This window comes from Streptomyces sp. NBC_01460 (assembly GCF_036227405.1).
Classification (GTDB): domain Bacteria; phylum Actinomycetota; class Actinomycetes; order Streptomycetales; family Streptomycetaceae; genus Streptomyces.
The window spans coordinates 590363-610279 of record NZ_CP109473.1 but is presented as its reverse complement, the minus strand read 5'-3'; the positions used below and the strand labels follow the sequence as shown (position 1 = coordinate 610279).

The 19917-nt window shown below is 70.3% G+C and carries 15 protein-coding genes; 10 read left to right on the top strand and 5 right to left on the bottom strand.

All coding sequences use genetic code 11. The annotated features are described in order from the left end of the window. Positions 1–28: 28 nt before the first annotated feature. The gene (locus OG488_RS02780) at positions 29–2473 is read right to left on the bottom strand and encodes a beta-L-arabinofuranosidase domain-containing protein (RefSeq protein ID WP_329225563.1); all 2445 of its coding nucleotides are present in this window, start codon (positions 2471–2473) and stop codon (positions 29–31) included. 470 nt (positions 2474–2943) lie between these two features. Here OG488_RS02780 and OG488_RS02775 point away from each other — a divergent pair, with 470 nt between their 5' ends. The 7 genes from OG488_RS02775 (at position 2944) to OG488_RS02745 (ending at position 12082) form a co-directional block, all read left to right on the top strand. Continuing rightward, complete coding sequence (locus tag OG488_RS02775; RefSeq protein WP_329225561.1) at positions 2944–4029, top strand: ABC transporter substrate-binding protein; 1086 nt, start codon at positions 2944–2946, stop codon at positions 4027–4029. A 101-nt stretch (positions 4030–4130) separates the two neighbouring features. Continuing rightward, positions 4131–5735 carry a sugar ABC transporter ATP-binding protein gene (locus OG488_RS02770; RefSeq protein ID WP_329225559.1) on the top strand — a complete coding sequence of 535 codons (1605 nt, stop codon included), beginning with the start codon at positions 4131–4133 and terminating at the stop codon, positions 5733–5735. After that, positions 5732–6730, top strand: coding sequence for an ABC transporter permease (locus OG488_RS02765; protein ID WP_329225557.1), 999 nt, complete (start codon positions 5732–5734; stop codon positions 6728–6730). Before OG488_RS02770 ends, OG488_RS02765 begins: the two co-directional genes overlap by 4 nt. Further along, positions 6727–7770, top strand: coding sequence for an ABC transporter permease (locus tag OG488_RS02760; protein WP_329225554.1), 1044 nt, complete (start codon positions 6727–6729; stop codon positions 7768–7770). The genes OG488_RS02765 and OG488_RS02760 overlap by 4 nt, the downstream gene beginning before the upstream one ends. Positions 7771–7836: 66 nt before the next feature. Then, positions 7837–8874, top strand: coding sequence for a LacI family DNA-binding transcriptional regulator (locus OG488_RS02755; protein ID WP_329225552.1), 1038 nt, complete (start codon positions 7837–7839; stop codon positions 8872–8874). Further along, the gene (locus tag OG488_RS02750) at positions 8874–9938 is read left to right on the top strand and encodes an aldose epimerase family protein (RefSeq protein WP_329225550.1); all 1065 of its coding nucleotides are present in this window, start codon (positions 8874–8876) and stop codon (positions 9936–9938) included. Before OG488_RS02755 ends, OG488_RS02750 begins: the two co-directional genes overlap by 1 nt. 131 nt (positions 9939–10069) lie before the next feature. Then, complete coding sequence (locus OG488_RS02745; RefSeq protein ID WP_329225548.1) at positions 10070–12082, top strand: translation factor GTPase family protein; 2013 nt, start codon at positions 10070–10072, stop codon at positions 12080–12082. A 54-nt stretch (positions 12083–12136) separates the two neighbouring features. On the opposite strand, the gene OG488_RS02740 is transcribed toward OG488_RS02745, so the two are convergent. Next, complete coding sequence (locus OG488_RS02740; RefSeq protein ID WP_329225546.1) at positions 12137–15145, bottom strand: carbohydrate binding domain-containing protein; 3009 nt, start codon at positions 15143–15145, stop codon at positions 12137–12139. Positions 15146–15413: 268 nt separating this feature from the next. On the opposite strand from OG488_RS02740, the gene OG488_RS02735 reads away from it, so the two are divergent. Beyond that, the gene (locus OG488_RS02735) at positions 15414–15839 is read left to right on the top strand and encodes an acyl-CoA thioesterase (RefSeq protein ID WP_329225544.1); all 426 of its coding nucleotides are present in this window, start codon (positions 15414–15416) and stop codon (positions 15837–15839) included. 55 nt (positions 15840–15894) lie between these two features. On the opposite strand, the gene OG488_RS02730 is transcribed toward OG488_RS02735, so the two are convergent. Further along, complete coding sequence (locus OG488_RS02730) at positions 15895–16479, bottom strand: YdeI/OmpD-associated family protein (protein WP_329225542.1); 585 nt, start codon at positions 16477–16479, stop codon at positions 15895–15897. A 342-nt stretch (positions 16480–16821) separates the two neighbouring features. Between OG488_RS02730 and OG488_RS02725 the strand changes: the two genes are divergently transcribed. Both OG488_RS02725 and OG488_RS02720 read left to right on the top strand, forming a co-directional pair. Beyond that, on the top strand, positions 16822–16995 hold the full coding sequence (locus OG488_RS02725; protein ID WP_329225540.1) for a CsbD family protein: 174 nt from the start codon (positions 16822–16824) through the stop codon (positions 16993–16995). A gap of 267 nt (positions 16996–17262) precedes the next feature. Beyond that, positions 17263–17802, top strand: coding sequence for a hypothetical protein (locus OG488_RS02720; protein ID WP_329225538.1), 540 nt, complete (start codon positions 17263–17265; stop codon positions 17800–17802). A 65-nt stretch (positions 17803–17867) separates the two neighbouring features. Here the strand turns inward: OG488_RS02720 and OG488_RS02715 are convergent, their stop codons facing one another. After that, positions 17868–19001: an FAD-dependent oxidoreductase gene (locus OG488_RS02715; protein WP_329225536.1), complete on the bottom strand. Its 1134-nt coding sequence runs from the start codon at positions 18999–19001 to the stop codon at positions 17868–17870. A gap of 302 nt (positions 19002–19303) precedes the next feature. Next, the gene (locus OG488_RS02710; RefSeq protein WP_329225534.1) at positions 19304–19618 is read right to left on the bottom strand and encodes a putative quinol monooxygenase; all 315 of its coding nucleotides are present in this window, start codon (positions 19616–19618) and stop codon (positions 19304–19306) included. Positions 19619–19917 lie beyond the last annotated feature (299 nt).

The window sequence follows — 19917 nt, the reverse complement described above, 5'->3', positions numbered from 1 at the left end:
CAGAAGTGGTCCGGAGGGCCGCTGCTCCTCAGAGCAGCCGCCAGAGGTGGTCCGCGGTGCCGTTGTCGTCGTACTGGACGACGTGCGCGCTGTCGGCGCCCGACATGCCGTCCACGCCCAGCACCTTGCCCGAGTTGCGGTTGCGGACGCGGTACCAGCCACCGCCGTCCGGCACGAGCTGCCAGAGGTGGTCCGCCGTGTCGTTGTCGTCGAACTGGACGACGTGCGCGCTGTTCGCGGTGGACATCAGGTCGACGCCGAGCACCTTGCCGGAGTGCTGGTTGCGGATGCGGTACCAGCCGTCCCCGTTGGCCACCAGCCGCCAGAGGTGGTCGGCCGTCCCGGTGTCGCCGAACTGGACGACGTGCGCGCTGTTCGCGGTGGACATGCCGTCCACGCCCAGCACCTTGCCGGAGTTCCGGTTGGCGATCCGGTACCAGCGGTCCGCGAGCCAGGGCGCCGCGTCCGGGCTCGCCGTCGGGAAGGACGTGATCCGCAGCCGCGCCGCGCCCATCGGGACGAGCGTGACCTCCTCGACCGGCTCGGTGCTGCGTGCGGGGCTCGCCTGGAGGGGTGCCACCACGTGCTCGCCGTCGGCGCTCCACTCGGGGATGCGGCGGGCGCGCGCGGTCATGACGAGCGGGGTGTTCTCCAGGGTGAAGGGGTTGTCACCGGGCGCGCGTCCGGTGGAGCGGTGGTGGAGCGCGTCCGCGGGGCGTGCGCTGTCCAGGACGAGGCCGTAGTTCCACGGGGTGGTGGCGTGGACGGCGTACTCCGGGAACTGCGTGGTGCCGCCGATGCGCTCGTACGTCTCCCCGATGCGCAGGGAGTAGGTCAGCGGCCCGTGGTCGACGCTGACCGAGCCGTGGTTGTCCGCCCAGGTGCGTACGGTGGTCCGCTGCGGCAGACGCAGCGTGACCTTGTCCCCGTCGGACCAGGTCCGCTCGATCCGGGTGAACGCGGGGCCGGCCGGGGCGGTGACCCGCTGCCCGTTCACCCGGACGTCGGGCTCGGCGCACCAGGCGGGGACGCGCAGCACCAGCGGGAAGCGCAGCTGCTTCGGGGCCCTGAGGGCGAGGGTGACCGTGTCCGTGAAGGGGTAGCCGGTCTCCTCCGTGAAGGTGACCTCCGTGCCGTCCGCTACCTTGGCGGTGACCGCGCAGGGCGCGTACATCGCCGCGGCGAGACCGTTGTCGGGGGTGGCCAGCCAGAGCTCCTCGACGAAGTAGGGCCAGCCCATGCCGTAGTTGTGCGGGCAGCAGCGGTACTGGTCCACACCGGGCAGATACGCCTGCATGGCGAAGCCGTTCTGGAACTGCCGTTCCTTCTTGGGGACGTTGTCCAGGTCGACGCTGTTCGCACTCGTGACGTAGTGGATCGCCTTCCCCGACGGGTCCAGCGAGGCGGGCAGCGAGTTGAACGCCAGCTCCTCGCAGCGGTCGGCCCACAGGGGGTCGCCCGTGATCCGGGTGAGCAGCTGGTGGCTCGCCATGAACTCGACGATCCCGCAGGTCTCGAAGCCCTGCCGGGGGTCCCCGTGTCCCGGCCGGGCGTTCTCGTCCCCGGCGAAACCGCCGCCGGGGAACTGCCCGTACTGGTCCATGGCCTTGGCGTACGTCCCGTACGTGTCCCGGGTGTCCTGCTGCGAGCCGCTGCGCAGGGCGTACTGGGCGGGCTCGCGGAAGCCCTGGGCGATGTTGACGTTGTGCGGGTTGACCAGGTTGTCGCCCCAGTCGGCCCCGTAGCGGTGGATCTTGTCGGCGAGGTCGAGCAGGAAGGTGTCGCCGGTGCGGTTGAACAGCCAGTACACGCTGTCCAGGCCGTCGCCCCAGCGCAGCGCGATCCAGCTGGTGTCGAAGGCGCCGGGGCCCTGGGCGTTCATGTAGCGGAAGAACCTGCTGAGGAACGGGATGATCCGGCTGTCGCCGTTGTACTCCTGCCAGGAGCGCAGTGCCTGGACCAGGGGCAGGAAGGGCCAGAAGTCCGGGCCGCCGTTGAGAGAGGTCCGCAGGGCCTTCGGGCCGAAGAAGCCGTCGGACTGCTGGGTCGTGAGGATCGCGTCGATCCACTTCCGGGCGCCGGCCAGCGCCGTCGCGTCACCCGTGACGATCGCCAGGTCCGTGTATCCGCGCAGCCAGTAGGGGACTTCCTCCCAGCCGCCCTTGTCGGGCCGGACCCAGCCGGACTCGGCGAAGTCGAGGAAGTGGGAGAACTCCTCGTACCGGCCGCAGAGGCCGTCCAGCTGCATCCGGAGCTGGCCGGCGAGCCACCCCTTGGCCGTGACCCGCCCGGGCGGCAGCTTCAGGAACGCCGTCGGGTGCAGCGGCGCGGCGTTGGGGGAGTAGTGGCCGCCGGGCGCGGCGGCCATCACGCCCCCGGCCGCCGTCGCTGTGGTGGACCAGCGGCCGCCCGCCGTGACCGCGGCGGCGGTGGCCAGGGCGCCGGTCATGAGTTGTCTGCGGTTCAGGGGCATGGTGTGGGGACTCCGCTTCTGCTCTGCCGGACAGGGGTGGGGTGACCGGCCCGGACGGGACCGGCGCATGGCGAAGGAAGTCGTCGCGTCCGGAGCTGACGGAGCGGCAACCTCTCTGCAACGTTGGAAAATTGATGTCGGCGGTATGACAGCACGCGGTCAAGCCGGTGTCCAGAGGGGGCGCAGCACCTGGTGCCGTACCGCCCCGCCGGGCGGCACGCCCCGGGCCGACACATTTTGGAAACGCATCGACAACTCTCTTGCCGCCTGCGCCGCCGCGCCTATATAACGTTGTAAACCGAGCCGCCGAGAGGCCGCACAAGCCCTCACGGCCACCCGTTTCCGCAGCTGGAAGCGGGTTCGTGAGGGATACGTCGTCATCTGCCGCCGCAGCGGCCGATGCACCGTCCCGCCATGCCCGACCGCACGCCGAACGGCGTGCCGTCACCTCGCCAAGGAGCGTCCCGCGCATGATGACCCAGCGTCGATCCCGTACCCTCGCAGCGGCCTGCCTGCTCGCCGCCACCGCCACGCTGGCCGTTTCCGGCTGCTCGAAGTCGGAGACCTCGGACAACGCGGGCGGTGACAGCAGCCAGGGCGCACAGGCGGCCAAGTCCCCCGAGGCCGCCTCCGGCCCCGGCTGCTCGCTGCAGACCTACGGCGCGCCCAAGATCGACCTCAAGGACGCGGTGGTCGGCTTCTCCCAGTCGGAGAAGGAGGCCAACCCGTTCCGTATCGCGGAGACCCAGTCCATCAAGGACGAGGCCGCCAAGGTCGGCGTCAAGAAGCTGCTCACCACCAACGCGCAGTCGCAGCTCTCCAAGCAGATCAGCGACATCCAGGACATGCTGTCGCAGGGTGCCCAGTTCCTCATCATCGCCCCGCTGAACTCCGACGGCCTGGAGCCGGCGCTCAAGGCCGCGGCGGCGAAGAAGGTGCCCGTCCTCACCATCGACCGCAAGGTCAACTCCGAGGCCTGCAAGGACTACGTGGCCTTCCTCGGCTCCGACTTCGTCGAGCAGGGCAAGCGGGCCGCCGACGCGATGATCAAGGCGACCGACGGCAAGGGCAAGGTCGCGATCCTGCTCGGTGCCTCCGGCAACAACGTGACCACCGACCGGACCAAGGGCTTCGTCGACCAGATCAAGGCCGAGGCCCCCGGCATCGAGATCGTCGCCCAGCAGACCGGCGAGTTCGCCCGTGACAAGGGCCAGCAGGTCATGGAGCAGTTGATCCAGTCCAAGCCCGACATCACCGCCGTCTACGCCGAGAACGACGAGATGGGCCTCGGCGCCGTCACCGCGCTGAAGGCCGCCGGCAAGAAGCCCGGCAAGGACGTCAAGATCGTCTCGGTCGACGGCACCCGCAACGCCGTGCAGGCCCTGGTCAACGGCGAGTACAACGCCGTCATCGAGTCCAACCCGCGCTTCGGACCGCTGGCCTTCGCGACCGCCCAGAAGTTCTACGGCGGCGAGGAGATCCCCGAGAACGTCATCATCAGCGACCGCGCCTACGACGAGACCAACGCCAAGGCATCGCTCGGCGGGGCGTACTGATCCGCTCCTGAACCCAACGGCCCCGGCCGCCGCGGCACCCTCACCGGGCCACGGCGGCCCCCGGGCCCTCCTCCTTGGACAGCGGAAGGCCAAGAACACCCATGGCACCACCCGAAGCAGTACCTCAGGCACCGGAGGCGGCCGTGCCGACGGCCTCCGCCGTGCTCGAAGCCCGCTCGGTGAGCAAACGGTTCCCCGGCGTCGTCGCCCTCGACGACGTCAGCTTCTCCCTGCGCGCGGGGGAGACCCACGCCCTGGTCGGGGAGAACGGCGCGGGCAAGTCCACCCTCATCAAGGTGCTGACCGGTGTGTACCGGCCGGACGGGGGCGAACTGCGGATGACGGGTGAACCCGTCCGGTTCGCCCGGCCGTTCGAGGCGCAGCAGGCCGGAATCTCCACCATCTACCAGGAGGTCAACCTCGTCCCGCTGATGAGCGTGGCGCGGAACATCTTCCTGGGCCGCGAGCCCCGCAACCGCTTCGGCCTCATCGACTTCGGCCGTATGCACCGGGAGACCGCCGAGCTGCTCGACGGCTTCGGCGTACGCGTGGACCCCCGCCGCCCCCTGCACACCCTCGGCATCGGCACCCAGCAGATGGTCGCCCTCGCGCGTGCGGTCTCCGTCAACGCCCAGGTCGTCATCATGGACGAGCCCACCTCCTCGCTCGAACCGCGTGAGGTGGAGACCCTCTTCCGCGTCATCGAACGCCTGCGCGGCCAGGGCATCGCCGTCCTCTACGTCAGCCACCGCATGGACGAGCTCTACCGGATCTGCGACCGGGTCACCGTGCTGCGCGACGGCCGCCACATCCACACCGGCGACCTCGCCGATCTCGACCGGATGCAGCTCGTGTCCATGATGCTCGGCCGCGACCTCTCCGAGGTGCGGCGCTCCGGCGTCACCAACTTCGCCGCGGAGGGACACGAGGCCGCCCGTACGCCCGTCCTCACCGCGACCGGCCTCTCCAGCCGGCTCCAGCTCCACGACATATCCGTGTCCCTGTACGCGGGAGAGGTGCTCGGCCTCGGCGGTCTCCTCGGCTCCGGCCGCAGCGAGACGGCGAAGGCCCTGTCCGGTGCGCTGCCCCTGGACGCGGGCGAACTCACCGTCGACGGCACCACCCTGAAGCGCCTCACCCCGGCCGCCGCGATCCGGGCCGGCATCAGCCTGCTGCCCGAGGACCGCAAGGCCGAAGGCATCGTGCCCGGCCTCTCGGTCCGCGAGAACATCGTGCTGGCCGCCATGCCCCGCCTCTCCAGGGCCGGAGTCGTCTCGCGCGCCAAGCAGGACCGCATCGTCGACATCTTCATGAAGCGCCTGCGGATCAAGGCGTCGAGCCCCGAGCAGAAGGTCGGGGAACTCTCCGGCGGCAACCAGCAGAAGGTGCTGCTGGCCCGCTGGCTCTGCCTGGAGCCCAAGGTCCTCCTGCTCGACGAACCCACCCGGGGCATCGACGTCGGGGCCAAGGCCGAGGTGCAGAGCCTCATCGACGACCTCGCCCGCGAGGGCCTCGCCGTCCTGCTCATCTCCTCCGACATCGAGGAGCTCATCGAAGGCGCCGACCGGATCGTCGTCCTGCGGGGCGGAGCGGTCGCGGGCGAGCTGTCGGGCGACGACGTGGCCGAGGACCGGCTGCTCGAAGTGCTCGCCGACCACGCACCGGAGCCGGACAGGGACCCGGCCGCCCAGGAGGACCCCCGATGACCGACACCGCCGTGGCCCCGCCCACCAAGAGCGACCAGCCCCGCACCCCCACGAGCCCCCTGGCCCGGCTGCGTGACCCCGCCTGGTACCAGCGGTACGGCGTGTACGTCGCCGTGGCGGTGGTGCTGCTCTTCAACGCGCTGTTCACCGAACACTTCATGACCGCCGACAACTTCCGCACCCAGCTCGTCCAGGTCGCCCCCATCGTCATCGTCGCCCTGGGCATGGCCCTGGTCATCGGGACCGAGGGCGTCGACCTGTCCGTCGGCTCGACCATGGCGCTCGCCGCCGCGTTCCTCCCGCTGTACCTCGGCTACGGACTCGTACCCGCGCTCGTCGTCTCGCTCCTGGCCGGCGCGGTCGTCGGAGCCGTCAACGGCGCCCTCGTCTCACTCGTGGGGCTCCAGCCCATCGTGGCCACGCTCGCCCTCTTCGTGGGTGGCCGGGGGCTCGCCCTGGTCATGGCCGACGGCCAGCTCAAGCAGATCGTCAACCCCGACCTGCTGTCGCTGGGCACCGGCTCCTTCCTCGGTGTCCCGCTGGTCGTGTGGATCGCCGGAGTCCTCGCCGTCGCCGTCGCCTTCCTGGTGCAGCGCACCACCTTCGGCCGCCAGATCGTGGCCGTGGGCGGCAACCGCTCCGCCGCCGCGCTCGCCGGACTGCCCGTCAAGCGCGTCCTCATCGGCGTGTACGTGCTCTGCGGTGTGCTCGCCGCGCTCGCCGGCATCCTCGCCACGGCCCGGCTCACCGCGAGCGACCCGTCCTCGCTCGGCACCCTCATGGAACTCTCCGCCATCACGGCGGTCGTGGTCGGCGGCACCCCCCTCAACGGGGGATCCGTCCGGGTGCTCGGCACCGTCGCGGGCGCCCTGCTCATGCAGCTCCTGCGGGCCACCCTCGTCAAGCACGACCTGCCCGACTCCACCGCACAGATCGCCCAGGCGGCCATCATCATCGCCGCCGTCTACGTCGCCCGGGAGCGTCGGTCCCGATGAACGAAACCAAGCCCGTCACCGTCGCCCCGGCCCCGGAGCCGACGAAAACGCCCGCGGCCCGCCCGGCCGCCGGCCCCGAGCAGACCGGCCGGCAGCGCGCCGCCGAACTCCTGCAACGCCAGGGCGTCCTCGCGGTCCTGCTGGCCGTCGTGATCGCCGCCTCGTTCATCTACCCGACCTTCGCGTCGCTGGACAACGCCCGCGGTGTCACCATCCAGGCGTCCTTCCTCGCCGTGGTCGCGCTCGGCATGACGATGGTCATCATCACCGGCGGCATCGACCTGTCCGTCGGATCGGTCTTCGCCCTCGGCGGGGTCCTCGCGGCCTGGGCCTCGCAGTACGGCTTCCTCGCGGCGCTGCTGCTCCCCCTCGTGGTGTGCGGCGGGATCGGCCTGCTCAACGGGCTCCTCATCGCCCGGGGGAACATGGCCCCCTTCATCGTCACCCTCGCCACCCTGCTGGGCGCCCGCGGCCTGCTGCTCTCGCTCACCGACGAGGGCGCCACCACCTACCTCGTGCCCAAGGACTCCGCCTTCGGCGAGCTCGGCCAGGGCAGTGTCTGGGGCTTCGGACACCCGATCCTCATCGCCCTGGTGCTCTTCGGGGCCGGCGGGCTCGTCCTGCAGCGCACCTCGTTCGGACAGACGCTCTTCGCCGTGGGCGGCAGCAGTGACGCGGCGACCCTCATGGGCCTCCCCGTCGCCCGGACGAAGATCCTCGTCTACACGCTCAGCGGCCTCCTCGCCGGTCTCGCCGGCGCCCTGAACGCCGCCAGGCTGTCCTCCGGCGTCACGATCGTCGGCGTGGGGATGGAACTCGACGCGATCTCCGCCGTCGTCATCGGCGGCACGCTCCTCGTCGGAGGCGCCGGATCCATCAGCGGAACCCTCTGGGGCGTGCTGCTGCTGGCCGTCATCCAGAACCTGATCAACCAGATCGGCTCGCTCAACTCCTCGTACCAGTCGGTGGTGAGCGGCGGCTTCCTTATCGTTGTCGTGGTGGCCCAGCGCTATCTCGCGCGCAGTCGCAGAAGCACCTGACGACGAGCCGGCCGCACCGGGCCGGACCTCTGAACCGAGCCGAGCCGAGCCGAACCAAGGAGTGCCGTGGGCGTCAGCCTCAAGGACGTTGCACAACGGGCAGGCGTGTCCATCAAGACCGTGTCGAACGTGGTGAACAACTACCAGCACGTCACACCGGCCATGCGCGCCAAGGTGCAGAAGGCGATCGACGAGCTCGGCTACCGGCCGAACCTCACCGCCCGTCACCTGCGCAAGGGCCGCACGGGCATCATCGCCCTCGCCGTCCCCGAATTCGGCAACCCCTACTTCGCCGAGCTGGCCGGAGCGGTCATCGACGCGGCCGCCCGGCACGACTACACCGTCCTGGTCGACCACACCGCCGGCCTCAGGGAGAAGGAGCTCCTGGTCAGCCAGGGCTTCCGTTCCCACGTGATCGACGGCCTCATCCTCAGCCCGATCCACCTGGAGACCGAGGACCTCATGGCGCGCACCGAGACGGCGCCGCTGGTCCTGCTGGGCGAGCGCGAGTACGAGGCGCCCTACGACCACATCGCCATCGACAACGTGGCGGCGGCCCGTGCGGCCGTGCGCCACCTCGTCGGCCAGGGCAACCGGCGCATCGCCTTCCTCGGATCGCGCACGGGGCAGGAACGCCAGCCCGCCCATCTGCGCCTGCGGGGCTGGCGCGAGGAGCTCGCGGCCTCCGGCATCACCCCCGACGAATCCCTCGTCGTGGTCACCGACGGCTACGGCCGCGAGGACGGGGCCGCCGGCATGGCGCGGCTCCTGGACCGTGAGGACCGGCCCGACGCGGTGTTCGCGTACAACGACCTCATCGCCATCGGGGCGATGCGGACCCTCACCGAACGCGGCCTGCGGATCCCGGACGACGTCGCCGTCGTCGGCTTCGACGACATCGAGGAGAGCCGCTACACGACCACCACCCTCACCACCATCGCCCCCGACAAAGAGGCCATCGCACGCCTCGCCGTCGACAGCCTCGTCGAACAGCTCGCCGGCGCACCCGTCGCCGAACCACGCAGGCCACGCCCGGGCTACCGCCTCGTCGTCCGCGAATCCACCACCCCCGGGCCCGACTCCGGCCACACCGAGGACCTCTGATGCCGCGCCCCACCGTGCACCGCACCCCCTTCGGCTCCACCCACGGGATCCCGACCGACCTGTGGACCCTCGACAGCGGCACGGGCGTCCGTGCCGAGATCCTGACCTACGGCGCGTCGCTGCACAGCCTCACCGTGCCCGACACCGCCGGCGCGACCGCCTCCGTCGTACGGTCCCTCGAGACCCTCGACGACTACACGGCGAAGCACCCCTACTTCGGGGCCGTCGTCGGCCGCTACGCCAACCGCATCGCGCACGGCCGCTTCGTCCTGGACGGGACCGAGCACCACATCCCCGCCAACGACCGCGGCCACGCCCTGCACGGAGGCCCGGACGGCTTCCACACCAAGGTGTGGGAGGCCGAGGCGGACCGGACCGGCGACAGCGCGTCCGTCCGGCTCACCCTGCACAGCCCGGACGGCGACATGGGCTTCCCCGGGGGCCTGGACGCCACGGTCACGTACACCCTCGACACGGAGGGAACCCTGGCCGTCGAGTACACCTCGGTCACCGACCGCCCGACCGTCGTCAACCTCACCAACCACGCCTACTTCGAGCTGGCCGGCAGCGGCGACATCCGCGGCCACCGCCTGGAGGTCGACGCCGACGCCTATCTGCCGGTCGACGACGACGGCATCCCCCTCGGTCCTCCGGCGGATGTCCGGGGGACCCCGTTCGACCTCACCGGACCCCGCGTCCTGGCGGACTGCCTCGGCGAGGAGGACGACCAGCTGCGCGCGGCGGGCGGCTTCGACCACTGCTGGGTCCTGCGTGACTCCGGCGGCGCCCTGCGCCGCGCCGCACGGCTCACCGCCCCGGACGCGGTCCGCGTCCTGGAGGTCTGGACGACGGAGCCCGGCATCCAGGTGTACACCGCCAACCAGCTCGACGGCTCGTTCACCGATGCCACCGGCCGCCGCCACGAACGGCACGGCGCCGTCTGCCTGGAGACCCAGCACCTTCCCGACTCACCCAACCGGCCGGACCTGCCCAGCCCGGTGCTCCGCCCCGGCGAGACCGCGCACAGCCGTACCGAACTCCGTTTCCCGCACCTCCGGAATTAATCGATTGCCCTCCGGCGCGACGGCCTGCTGTAATTCCGGCACCAGCTGATCAACCCGGGAGATCTTCATGCGCCGAGCTTCTGAGTCCACCCAGACAGGAATTCACCCCTATCTCGAGGACCTGAAGCTCAGTGCACACATTGAACCTGGGAATTCTGGCGCATGTCGACGCCGGTAAGACGAGCCTGACCGAGCGGCTGCTCCACAACGCCGGCGTCATCGACACCGTCGGCAGGGTCGACGACGGCAGCACGCAGACCGACTCCCTCGCCCTGGAGCGGCAGCGCGGCATCACCATCAAGTCCGCCGTGGTGTCCTTCGCCGTCGACGGCGTCACGGTCAATCTGATCGACACCCCGGGCCATCCCGACTTCATCGCCGAGGTGGAACGGGTCCTCGGCGTGCTCGACGGCGCGGTGCTCGTCGTCTCGGCCGTGGAGGGCGTCCAGGCCCAGACCCGCATCCTCATGCGGGCGCTGCGCCGCCTGCGGATCCCCACGCTCGTGTTCGTGAACAAGACGGACCGCCGGGGCGCACGGTGCGACGGGGTCCTGGCCGACCTCGCCCGACGGCTGTCGCCCTCGGTCGTCGCCATGGGCTCGGTCGGCGACGCGGGGACCAGGAGGGCCCGCACGCGGGCCTTCACCGCCGGGGACCCCGCCTTCGTCACCGCGCTGACGGACCTGCTCACCACCCACGACGACGACCTCCTGGCCGCGTACGTCGACGGCGCGGCGGGTGTTCCGTACGGCCGGCTGCGCGAGCGGCTGGCGGCGCAGACCCGCCGGGCACTGGTGCACCCCGTGTACTTCGGATCGGCCGCCACCGGCGCCGGTGTGGCCGAACTGACCGCCGCCGTAGCCGAGTTCCTGCCCGTGTCCGGCCTGGGTGTCGAAGGCCCGGCCTCGGGGACGGTGTTCAAGGTCGAGCGCGGCCCGGCGGGGGAGAAGATCGCGTACGCCCGGATGTTCTCCGGACAGGTACGCACCCGGGAACGCGTCCGGCTGCTGGGCGACGGCGATCAGGAGGGCCGTGAGGGCAAGATCTCCGCCATCACCGTCTTCGACAACGGGACCGACGTCCGCGGCGACGCGCTCCCGGCGGGCCGGATCGGCAGGCTGCGCGGTCTCCACACCGTCCGGATCGGCGACACCATCGGGAACGCGGCCGGGCGGCCGGCCAGGTCCCACTTCGCCCCGCCCACCCTGGAGACCGTCGTCACCCCGTGCCGGCGTGAGGACAGGGGAGCGCTGCACATCGCCCTCGGACACCTGGCGGAGCAGGACCCGCTGATCGGTGTACGCCGTGACGAGGTCCGGCAGGAGGTCTCCCTGTCGCTCTACGGCGAGGTGCAGAAGGAGGTCATCCAGGCGACGCTCGCGGACGAGTACGGGATCGAGGTCGGCTTCCGGGAGACGACGACCATCTGTCTGGAGCGGCCCGCAGGAACGGGCGCGGCCGTCGAATTCATCGACGTCGAGCCGAATCCCTTTCTCGCCACCGTCGGTCTGCGGGTGGAGCCCGCCGCATTCGGCAGCGGGGTGGAATTCCGCCGGGAGGTGGAGCTGGGATCCATGCCGTACTCCCTGATGCGGGCGGTGGAGGACACCGCGACGGAAACGCTCTCCCAGGGAATTCACGGATGGCGGGTCACCGACTGCACGGTCACCCTGACCCATTCCGGATACTGGCCCCGGCAGAGCCATGCGCACGCGGTGTTCGACAAGAGCATGTCGAGCACGGCGGGCGACTTCCGGAATCTGACCCCGCTGGTGCTGATGGAGGCGCTGAGGCGGGCCGGGACGACGGTGTACGAACCCGTGCACCGCTTCCGTGCCGAGCTCCCGGCCGACACGCTCGGTCCGCTGGTGCCGGTCCTCGCGCGGCTGCACGCCGTTCCGGAGCCCCCGGTGACGGAGGGCGGCGCCTGCACCGTGGAGGGGGTGGTCCCGGCCGCCCGCGTCCATGAGCTCCAGCAACTGCTGCCGGGGATGACGCGCGGGGAAGGGGTGCTGGAGTCCGCGTTCGCGGACTACCGGCCGGTCGACGGTCCTGTCCCGCACCGGTCCAGGACCGACCGTGATCCGCTGAACCGCAAGGAGTACCTCCTGCGGACCCTGCGCCGCGTCGACGGCGGCAGGTGAGGCCCGGCGGATGCGGCCGGACACGCCCGGGAGCGTGGCCGGCCGCGCCGCGGGTCACTTCAGGTACGGGCCCGCCGTACCGATCTTCCCCGGGGTCGCGTTCCTTCCGCCCAGGTCCAGGACGTACACCCGCAGATTGCCCTTGCCCGGCGCGGGGACGGCCAGCGTTCCGCCCGTCACGACCTGGGTGTCACCGGTGACGGCGTCCTTGTAGGTGCCGTTGGGGATACCTGTGTACGTGGCGCCGCCCGTGACCGTCACCAGCGCGAAGCTGTCCGTACCGCTCACGGTGTCGGTGTAGCGGCGCTTGTACGCCATCGAGCCGGTGATGCCCTCGGTCGAGTACTGCCCCATCTGCAGGGCGGGCACCGCCCGGCGGATCTGGTTGAGCCGCTGCACGTGCTTGACCAGCGGCTCGGCCAGCGTGTCGGCGACCGCGCCGGACGCGGAGGAGACCGTGCCAAAGTCCGACGCCTTCACCGTGCCGACGAGGTGGTCCCCGAAGTAGGCCCGGCCGGTCGTCGCCAGCGGGCAGGTGGGTCCGCAGTCGATCTTCTTGCCGGCCTGGAACTCGACCTCGGAGCCGTAGTACAGCGTGGGGATGCCCCGGAAGGTCCACATCAGGGACATGTTCTCGGCCCAGGCGTCCGTGCCGCCGGCGTACCGCTCGCTGCTCTTGTTGGGGCCGTAGTCGTGGCTGTCGACGTACACGACGTTGTAGGTGGCGTCGTTGTAACTGTCGTCCGAGTCCTTGCCGTTGTTGTAGGCGTTGTTCGCGTCACCGAAGTTCATGTGCATGCGCATGTCGATGACGTTCATCCCGGAGAACCTGCTGTGGTCGGGCGCGTGGTAGCTGTTGCCGTTCAGGAAGGCGTTGGTGGAGGTCGGCTGGGAGCCGGTGCCCTGCTGCTGCTCGTAGTCGTACATCTCCAGGGCGGCCTTCCCGTCGTCCGCGCCGTACTCCTTGCGTTCCTTCCAGGTGTAGAACTGCGCGGAGTGGTTGACCGAGCCGCGGTTCCACTTGTCGTTGACGAAGGCGGCGACCTCACCGAAGACGAAGAAGTTCTTCGCTGCCTCGGCGCCGAACCGCTGGGTGACGCGCTCCTGGATGGCCGGGAGGAAACGGCGGTTCCAGGTGGTGCGGGGGATGTGCACGGCGGTGTCCACGCGGAAGCCGTCCACGCCCATGTCGATGTACTTGTCGTAGGCGCCGATCAGGTAGTTCTGCACGGGCGCGCTCTCGGTGTTGAAGTCGGCGAGGTCGTCGTGCAGCCAGCACGAACGGGAGTCCTCGCCCTCCCAGTTGCCGATCCAGCAGTTGTGGTAGTACGCCTTGGGGAACATGCCCGAAGTCGGGTCGGGCCACTGGCAGTTGTAGATCCGGTAGCCCTCCGGGGAGGTGTACTGGGTGGGGGTTCCCCAGTTGACGCAGGTGTTGCCCGAGGGTTCGGCCGTGGACCAGAGGTCGCCGTTGTAGTACGACTTCCCCGACTTGGTCTCGACGCTCAGTCCGTCGTACTCGAAGCCGTCGTTCCTCTCGTCGTAGTACCAGCTCCACTGGGCGTCGCGGACCCCGTACGTCTTCGGGGTGAACAGGCCCTTGGCGCCCCAGCGCGAGGAGTGGTTGTACACGACGTCCTGGTAGATCTTCATGCCCTTGGCGTGGGCCGCGTCGATGAGGTCCTGGTAGGAGGCACCCGCCGACTCGAGCCGGGAGTCGACCTCGTAGAAGTCGTAGCCGTGGTAGCCGTGGTAGTCGTAGTCGGACCGGTTCAGGACCACGGGGGTGATCCAGACGGCCGACATGCCGAGGCCCTTGATGTAGTCGAGCTTCTCGACCAGGCCCTTGAAGTCGCCCCGGAACATGGGGTCGTCGTTGGCCGCGTTGCCCGACTTGGTGTGCTGGCTGCCGCCCCGGTTGTTCGTGGTGTCACCGTCGTTGAAGCGGGCGGTGAGGACGAAGTAGATCGGGTCCTTGCGGGGGTCGGTGCCCAGCGGCTTCCCGGAGGCCGGGGCGGTCGGCTTCTCCCCGGTGGTCGTGGTGGCAGCGGCGGAGGCCGTGGAGACGTTCCCGGCGGCGTCGACGGCCCTGACGGTGTAGCTGTAGGCCGTCTTCGCCTCCAGGCCGGTGTCCGAGAACACCGTGGAGCCGACGTCGCTGACCAGCGTTCCCTCGGTGCCGCCGGTCCGCGTCACCTGGTACGTCGTCACACCGCGGTCGTCGGTGGACGGTTCCCAGGTCACCACGACGGAAACCCCGTCCGCGCTCGCCGACACCTTCGCCGGGGCGGTGGGGGCCTGGGTGTCAGGGGTCTCAGCCGCGCAGGGGTCCTTGGCGCCGCCGGTGACCTTCTTGTCCTTCACCGTGGTGAGACCGGCGGGGACGGTGTAGTTGCTCCCGTTGTTGTTGTCCCAGACGCCGTTGCCGTTGTTGAAGGTGGCCAGCATGGAGGTGGCGGTGCCGAGATCGACCGACTTCTTCACCCAGCCGGTGCAGGCGGGCTCCATGCCCACACCTGGCACGGTGGTCCAGGCGCCGCCCGTCGGCTGGTAGTGCAGATTGGTGGTCGTCCAGCCGACGGTGGAGGTCGAGTAGTAGACCGAGGCCGTGTTGCCCGCCTCGGGTTCCGTCCCGGCATCCGCGCAGGGGTCGCTGTGGGCCACCACGCCGTCCTTGACGGTGACGGAACCGGTGCCCAGCGCGTAGTTCTTCCCGGCGTTGTTGTCCCAGACCCCGGAGCCGTTGTTGAACGTCGCGGCCAGGCCGGAGGCGCTGCCCAGGCTGACGGTCTGCTTCACCCAGTCCGTGCAGGCGGCCTCCATGACCACACCGGGCGCGGTGGTCCAGGATCCGCCGTCGGGCGCGTAATGGAGTCTGTACGAGGACCAGTTCTTGGTCTTGGTGTAGTAGAAGACGGTGGCCGTGGAGGCGGAGGAGGCCGCGGGGGCGGCCGATTCCGCGCCGGAGGCTCCGGGTGCCGGGGTCAGGAGACCCAGCATCACCGTCGCCGCGACGGCTGCCGCCGCGGGGCGTCCGAGCAGCCGGACAGGGGTGCGTCTCATTCGTGTGTCTCCAGGGGAGGGCCGCGGGCGGGTGGACCGCGACTGCCGACAGCACGACCGCTCAGCGAGCGGCCGCGAGGATCCCGCCGGAGAACCCGGACGCGCCTCGGGGTTCGGGCGAGCAGTGTGCCCTGACAGCAACTCCTGTCAGAACCTTGCTGCAATCTCTTGCATCGAGGAAGTTACCTGCGCATGACAGGCCCGTAAAGGGGCTGCGCACACCGTGATCGGAGAGGAATGGGGGAAGGCGCGAGGGCGTTCCGCAGGCATGACCTACTTCGTCGATGTCACGGTGCGCGGGTACGAGCTGGACACCCAGGGCCACCTCAATCAGGCGGTCTACCTCCAGTACGCGGAACACGCCAGGTGGGAGCTGCTGCGGGAGGCCGGCGTAGCCCAGGAGAAGCTGCTCGCCCACGGGATCGGGCCGGTGCAGCTGGAGGTGACGGTGAAGTACCTGCGGGAACTGCGCGGCGGGGACCGGGTGCGGGTCGGCTGCGACCTCTCCTACGGCACGGGGAAGACCTTCGGGGTCCGGCAGCAGATCGTCAAGGAGGACGGCGCGGTGGCCGCGGAGATCACCGGGGTGGGCGGCATCCTCGACCTGACGGCCCGCAGGCTGATCGCCGACCCCGCCGGGCGGTTCGCCTCGCTGGCCACGAAGCCCGAACTCCTCGGCATCCGCACCGACTGAGCGACGGCGGCAGAGGTCGGGACCTTCAGCGCCGACTGGGACTCGGCGGCAGAGGTCAGGGGACCTTCTCGCCCGAAACGAGCTTCGCCACCACGCGTTCCAGGCGGGCCGCCCTGAGCCCGGGAGTCCTCGCCTTCAGGAGCTGGAGGATCACGAGGTACCGGTCCGTCCTGCCCAGCCGCTCGAACCGTTCGGCGGCCGGGGGTGCGGCGGCCAGCGCGGCGGCGAGGTCCGCGGGCACGGTGGCCTCCTTCTGCGAGGGGTACGCCGTCTCCCACCGCCCGTCCTCGCGCGCGGCCCGCACCTCGGCGAGCCCCGGCTCCCGCATCCGGCCCGCCGCCGTCAGGGCCTCCACCTTCCGTACGTTGATGAGGGACCAGGGGCTGCCGGGCCGGCGGGGTGAGATCCGCTGGAGGTAGTACGTCGCGTCCAGGGACTTGCGCTGCCCGTCGATCCACCCGTAGCAGAGGGCGGTGTCGATGATCTCGGACGCGGTGACGGTCTCGACGCCCGAGCCCTTCTTCGCGACCCTCAGCCACAGGCTGGACGCGCTCGCGTGGTGCCCGTCCAGCCATGCATCGAGCCCTTCGGTACGTTCGAAGAGCAGGGGCTCCGCACCGGGAGCGGGATCGTCGGCCATCGTCGTGACGCCTCCTTCAGGACTGATACCTCAGGGCAGCTGCGCGCTCCGGGGCATGGCCCCGAACCGTGAGGCTGCCGGGGCCGGTGCGTGTCACCGGGTCCCGACGCGGCACGTGACCACCGGACCGGCGCCGATGTCCCCTCGCGCATCATCGGGCCACGTGCACCAGAAGTGGTCGTTCCCCGCCGCTTCCTCCGTCCACGCCGGGTCATTGTGTTCCACGCCCGGCGTTTACGCATTTCTTATGCCGACATCGGGGGTGAGTGATCTGTTTGAACGAAGCGAAAAGGGTCAGGCGGTGGATGTTCCCAATGTCGAGTGACGCAAGGTGTGAGTGACATGGCTGCCGACGAGAAGACTCAGGCCAAGACCGAGCAGGGCAAGGGCAAGGTCAAGGAGGCTGCCGGCCGCACCGTCGGTAACGAGCGCCTCACCGCCGAGGGCCGGGCCGACCAGGCCAAGGGCGACGCCCGCCAGGCCAAGGAAAAGATCAAGGACGCCCTCACCGACTGACATCGCCCCCTGCCCCACGCTGCGGGGCCCTCACCGGACTGCCGTCCGGTGAGGGCCCGTTGCGCTGTCCTGTGGGCACGGGCGCACGAGGGGCACTCGACGAGGCAGGAGTTCGGGCCGTACGCCGCGCCCCACCGGACGTGACCGTAACGGCATCGATTTCCGGGCCGGTTCGGGCCGCAGAGTGCGGGGCCAGGCGCTCCCCGAACGCGTGGCGACCGGCCCGCACACCTGCGCACACTCCGTCATCTTGGCTAGGGTGCGACGATGGCCATCGCCCGCGCCCATGAACCCGTCCTGCTGGACCCCAAGGGCCCGGTGATCACAGCAATCGCGTGCACCGTGGGCGCGGTCCTGTTCCTCGGCGCCGGAGGGGCCTGTGTCTATGTCGGCGTCCGCACCGTCGCCGAACTGGATGAGACCAGCACCGGGTGGATGTGGGCCGGTGTCGGCCTCGCCCTGGCCGCCGCGTTCATCGCCTGCATGGGGTTGTCCACCCTGCTCTTCGCCCGCACGGAACGGCGGGCCACGCTCCAGCTCGCCGCCCGGGGCGTCGACGCGACCGCCCTGGTTCTGGCCGTTGCCTCTGCCCCGCCGACCAACGACGACTACCACCAGGTCCGGCTCCTGATGCGTGTCAGCGGTCCCGGTTTCGAACCCTTCGAGTGCGGCAACGAGGTCCCGAAGTACCGGTTCGGCGGCGCCACGTCGGGGACGGTGCTGCCGGCCCGGGTCGATCCGGTCACCCGCACGTTCACCATCGAGCGACCGCCCGCGCCACCGGCCCCCGGAGCCGGAGACGCATGAAGGCGCAGTCGCGGTGAAGACCCGCCCGACGGCGATATCACGCTCGAGCCGATCAGCGGGGTGGGTCAGGACTGCTCCTGGGGTCCGTTCCGGAAGAGGTCGATGAATCCGAACGGTGTGCGGTCGCCCAGGACCAGCTCCAGCGTGTCGTGCGCGTCGGCGTAGAAGGTGTCACTGCGGGGGAACAGTTCCTTCTCGTAGGCGATGAGAGCGGCCTCGGTGTCCCCGGGGTGGGCTGCGATCGCCTTGGCGAGTTCGGCACCGTCGAACATCGCCAGGTTGGCGCCGTCGCCGGACGGCGGCATCAGGTGTGCGGCGTCGCCCAGGAGGGTCACGCCGGGTACGCGGTCCCAGCGGTGGCCGGTGGGGAGCGTGTGGATCATGCGGGCGACCGGGGCGGTCTCGCCTTCGGTGATCAGCGCGGTGAGGTGGGGGGCCCATCCGTCGAACTCGGCCGCGACCCGGGCGCTCGCGGCGGCCGCGTCGGTGAAGTCGATGTCGGCGATCCACTCGGCGGACCGGGTCAGCTCGACGTAGGTGTGCAGGACGTTGCCCGCCTCGCGGTGCGCGACGATCCCCTTGCCCGGGGTCAGCGCGTACATCGCGCCGGCGCCGACGGCCTCGGCTGTCGCGGTGTGACGCTCGTCGACGTCGTGGAGATACGTCTCGACGAACGTCGTGCCGACGTACTCGGGCGTGGCGTCGGACAGCAGCGGCCTGATCTTGGACCAGGCTCCGTCGGCGCCGACGAGGAGGTCTGTGGTCACGGTCGAGCCGTCGGTGAAGGCCAGCTCGTGCCGACCCTCGCCCAGCGGGCGGACGCCGGAGACCTTGCTTCCCCACCGGACCGTGCCCTCGGGCAGGGAGTCGAGCAGGATCCGGCGCAGGTCGCCGCGCAGCACCTCGGGGCGCGTCGTCGAGTCGCCCGGCACGTCGAGCAGCAGTTCGCCGTTCGGGTCCAGTACGCGCGCCGCGTCGGCGCCCTGGTGGATGATCGCGTGGAACTCCTCGGTCAGTCCGGCGTCGGCGAGCGCGTGCTGGCCGTCGTCCTCGTGGATGTCGAGCTGGCCGCCCTGCGTGCGGGTCGCGGCCGAGGCGTCGGCCTCGTAGACCGCCGCGGGGATGCCGTGGACGTGCAGGACGCGGGCGAGGGTGAGGCCGCCGAGGCCTGCGCCGACGATCGCGATGGGTGTCGTCATCGTGGTTCCTTCCAAACTGGGTGGAACGATGTTCCATATTCAATGGGAGCGGTGTTCCGTAAGGGTCGATCTGGCCGGCGTGGTGACTAGGACGCGCCTATGTGCTCCACGGGGAGCGCATAGGCGCGGCGCGGCACGCTGGAAGCGGTTCGGCCTCGCCCGGTGCGTACGGCCGCGGTGCGGCTGCCCGATCGCGGCGGCCATGAACCGTTCCTCGCCGGCAGTCACCTCGTCCAGGAGCTGCTCCCGTGGGGCGCTGCCGGCGCGGCTTCCCGCCGGGAACGCCGGGCGTCCTGCCGCGCTCAGGCCGGGTCGGCGGGCAGGGCGGAGTAGGGGTGGACCTCGATCCGCAGGGGCGGCTCGGCGAGAAGGCCGATGATTTCGTCGCGGAGCTCATCGGCGAGGGGGCTGTTCTCGTAGGCGTCCTTCGCCTCCCGGCTGCGGAAGACCTCCATGTTCCACAGCACGTCAGGGTCGGCGTCCTCGCGGACCATGATGAAGCGGTCGGAGGACCCCGACTTCTCCATCCCGGCGGTAGCCAGTGCGAGCAGCGTGTCGCCGAGTCCCGGCTTGGCGCGCATCTTGATGAGGTAAGTGGGCTGGTCCTGCAGTGCCATGGTCATCTCCTCCTGCTTGCGTGGCGGGGCGCCTGGGCCCGGCCGGTCACTGGAATGTCGTTCCATTACGAGTGTGGAACAGCATTCCAGTCGTGTCAAAATGAAGAGGTGGCACGACGGACGCATAAGTGGCCCGAGCGGCGCCTCAGCCCTCTGTCCCGCGAGCAGATGATCGAAGCCGCCACCGGTCTTCCGGACAAGGAGGGCGGGAGCGGGCCGACCTTCCGGGCGCTGAGTGCGTGCCGTGCCACCGGTCCCGGTGCGCTCTACCGGTATGTGGCGGGCAGGAGGGAGCTCCT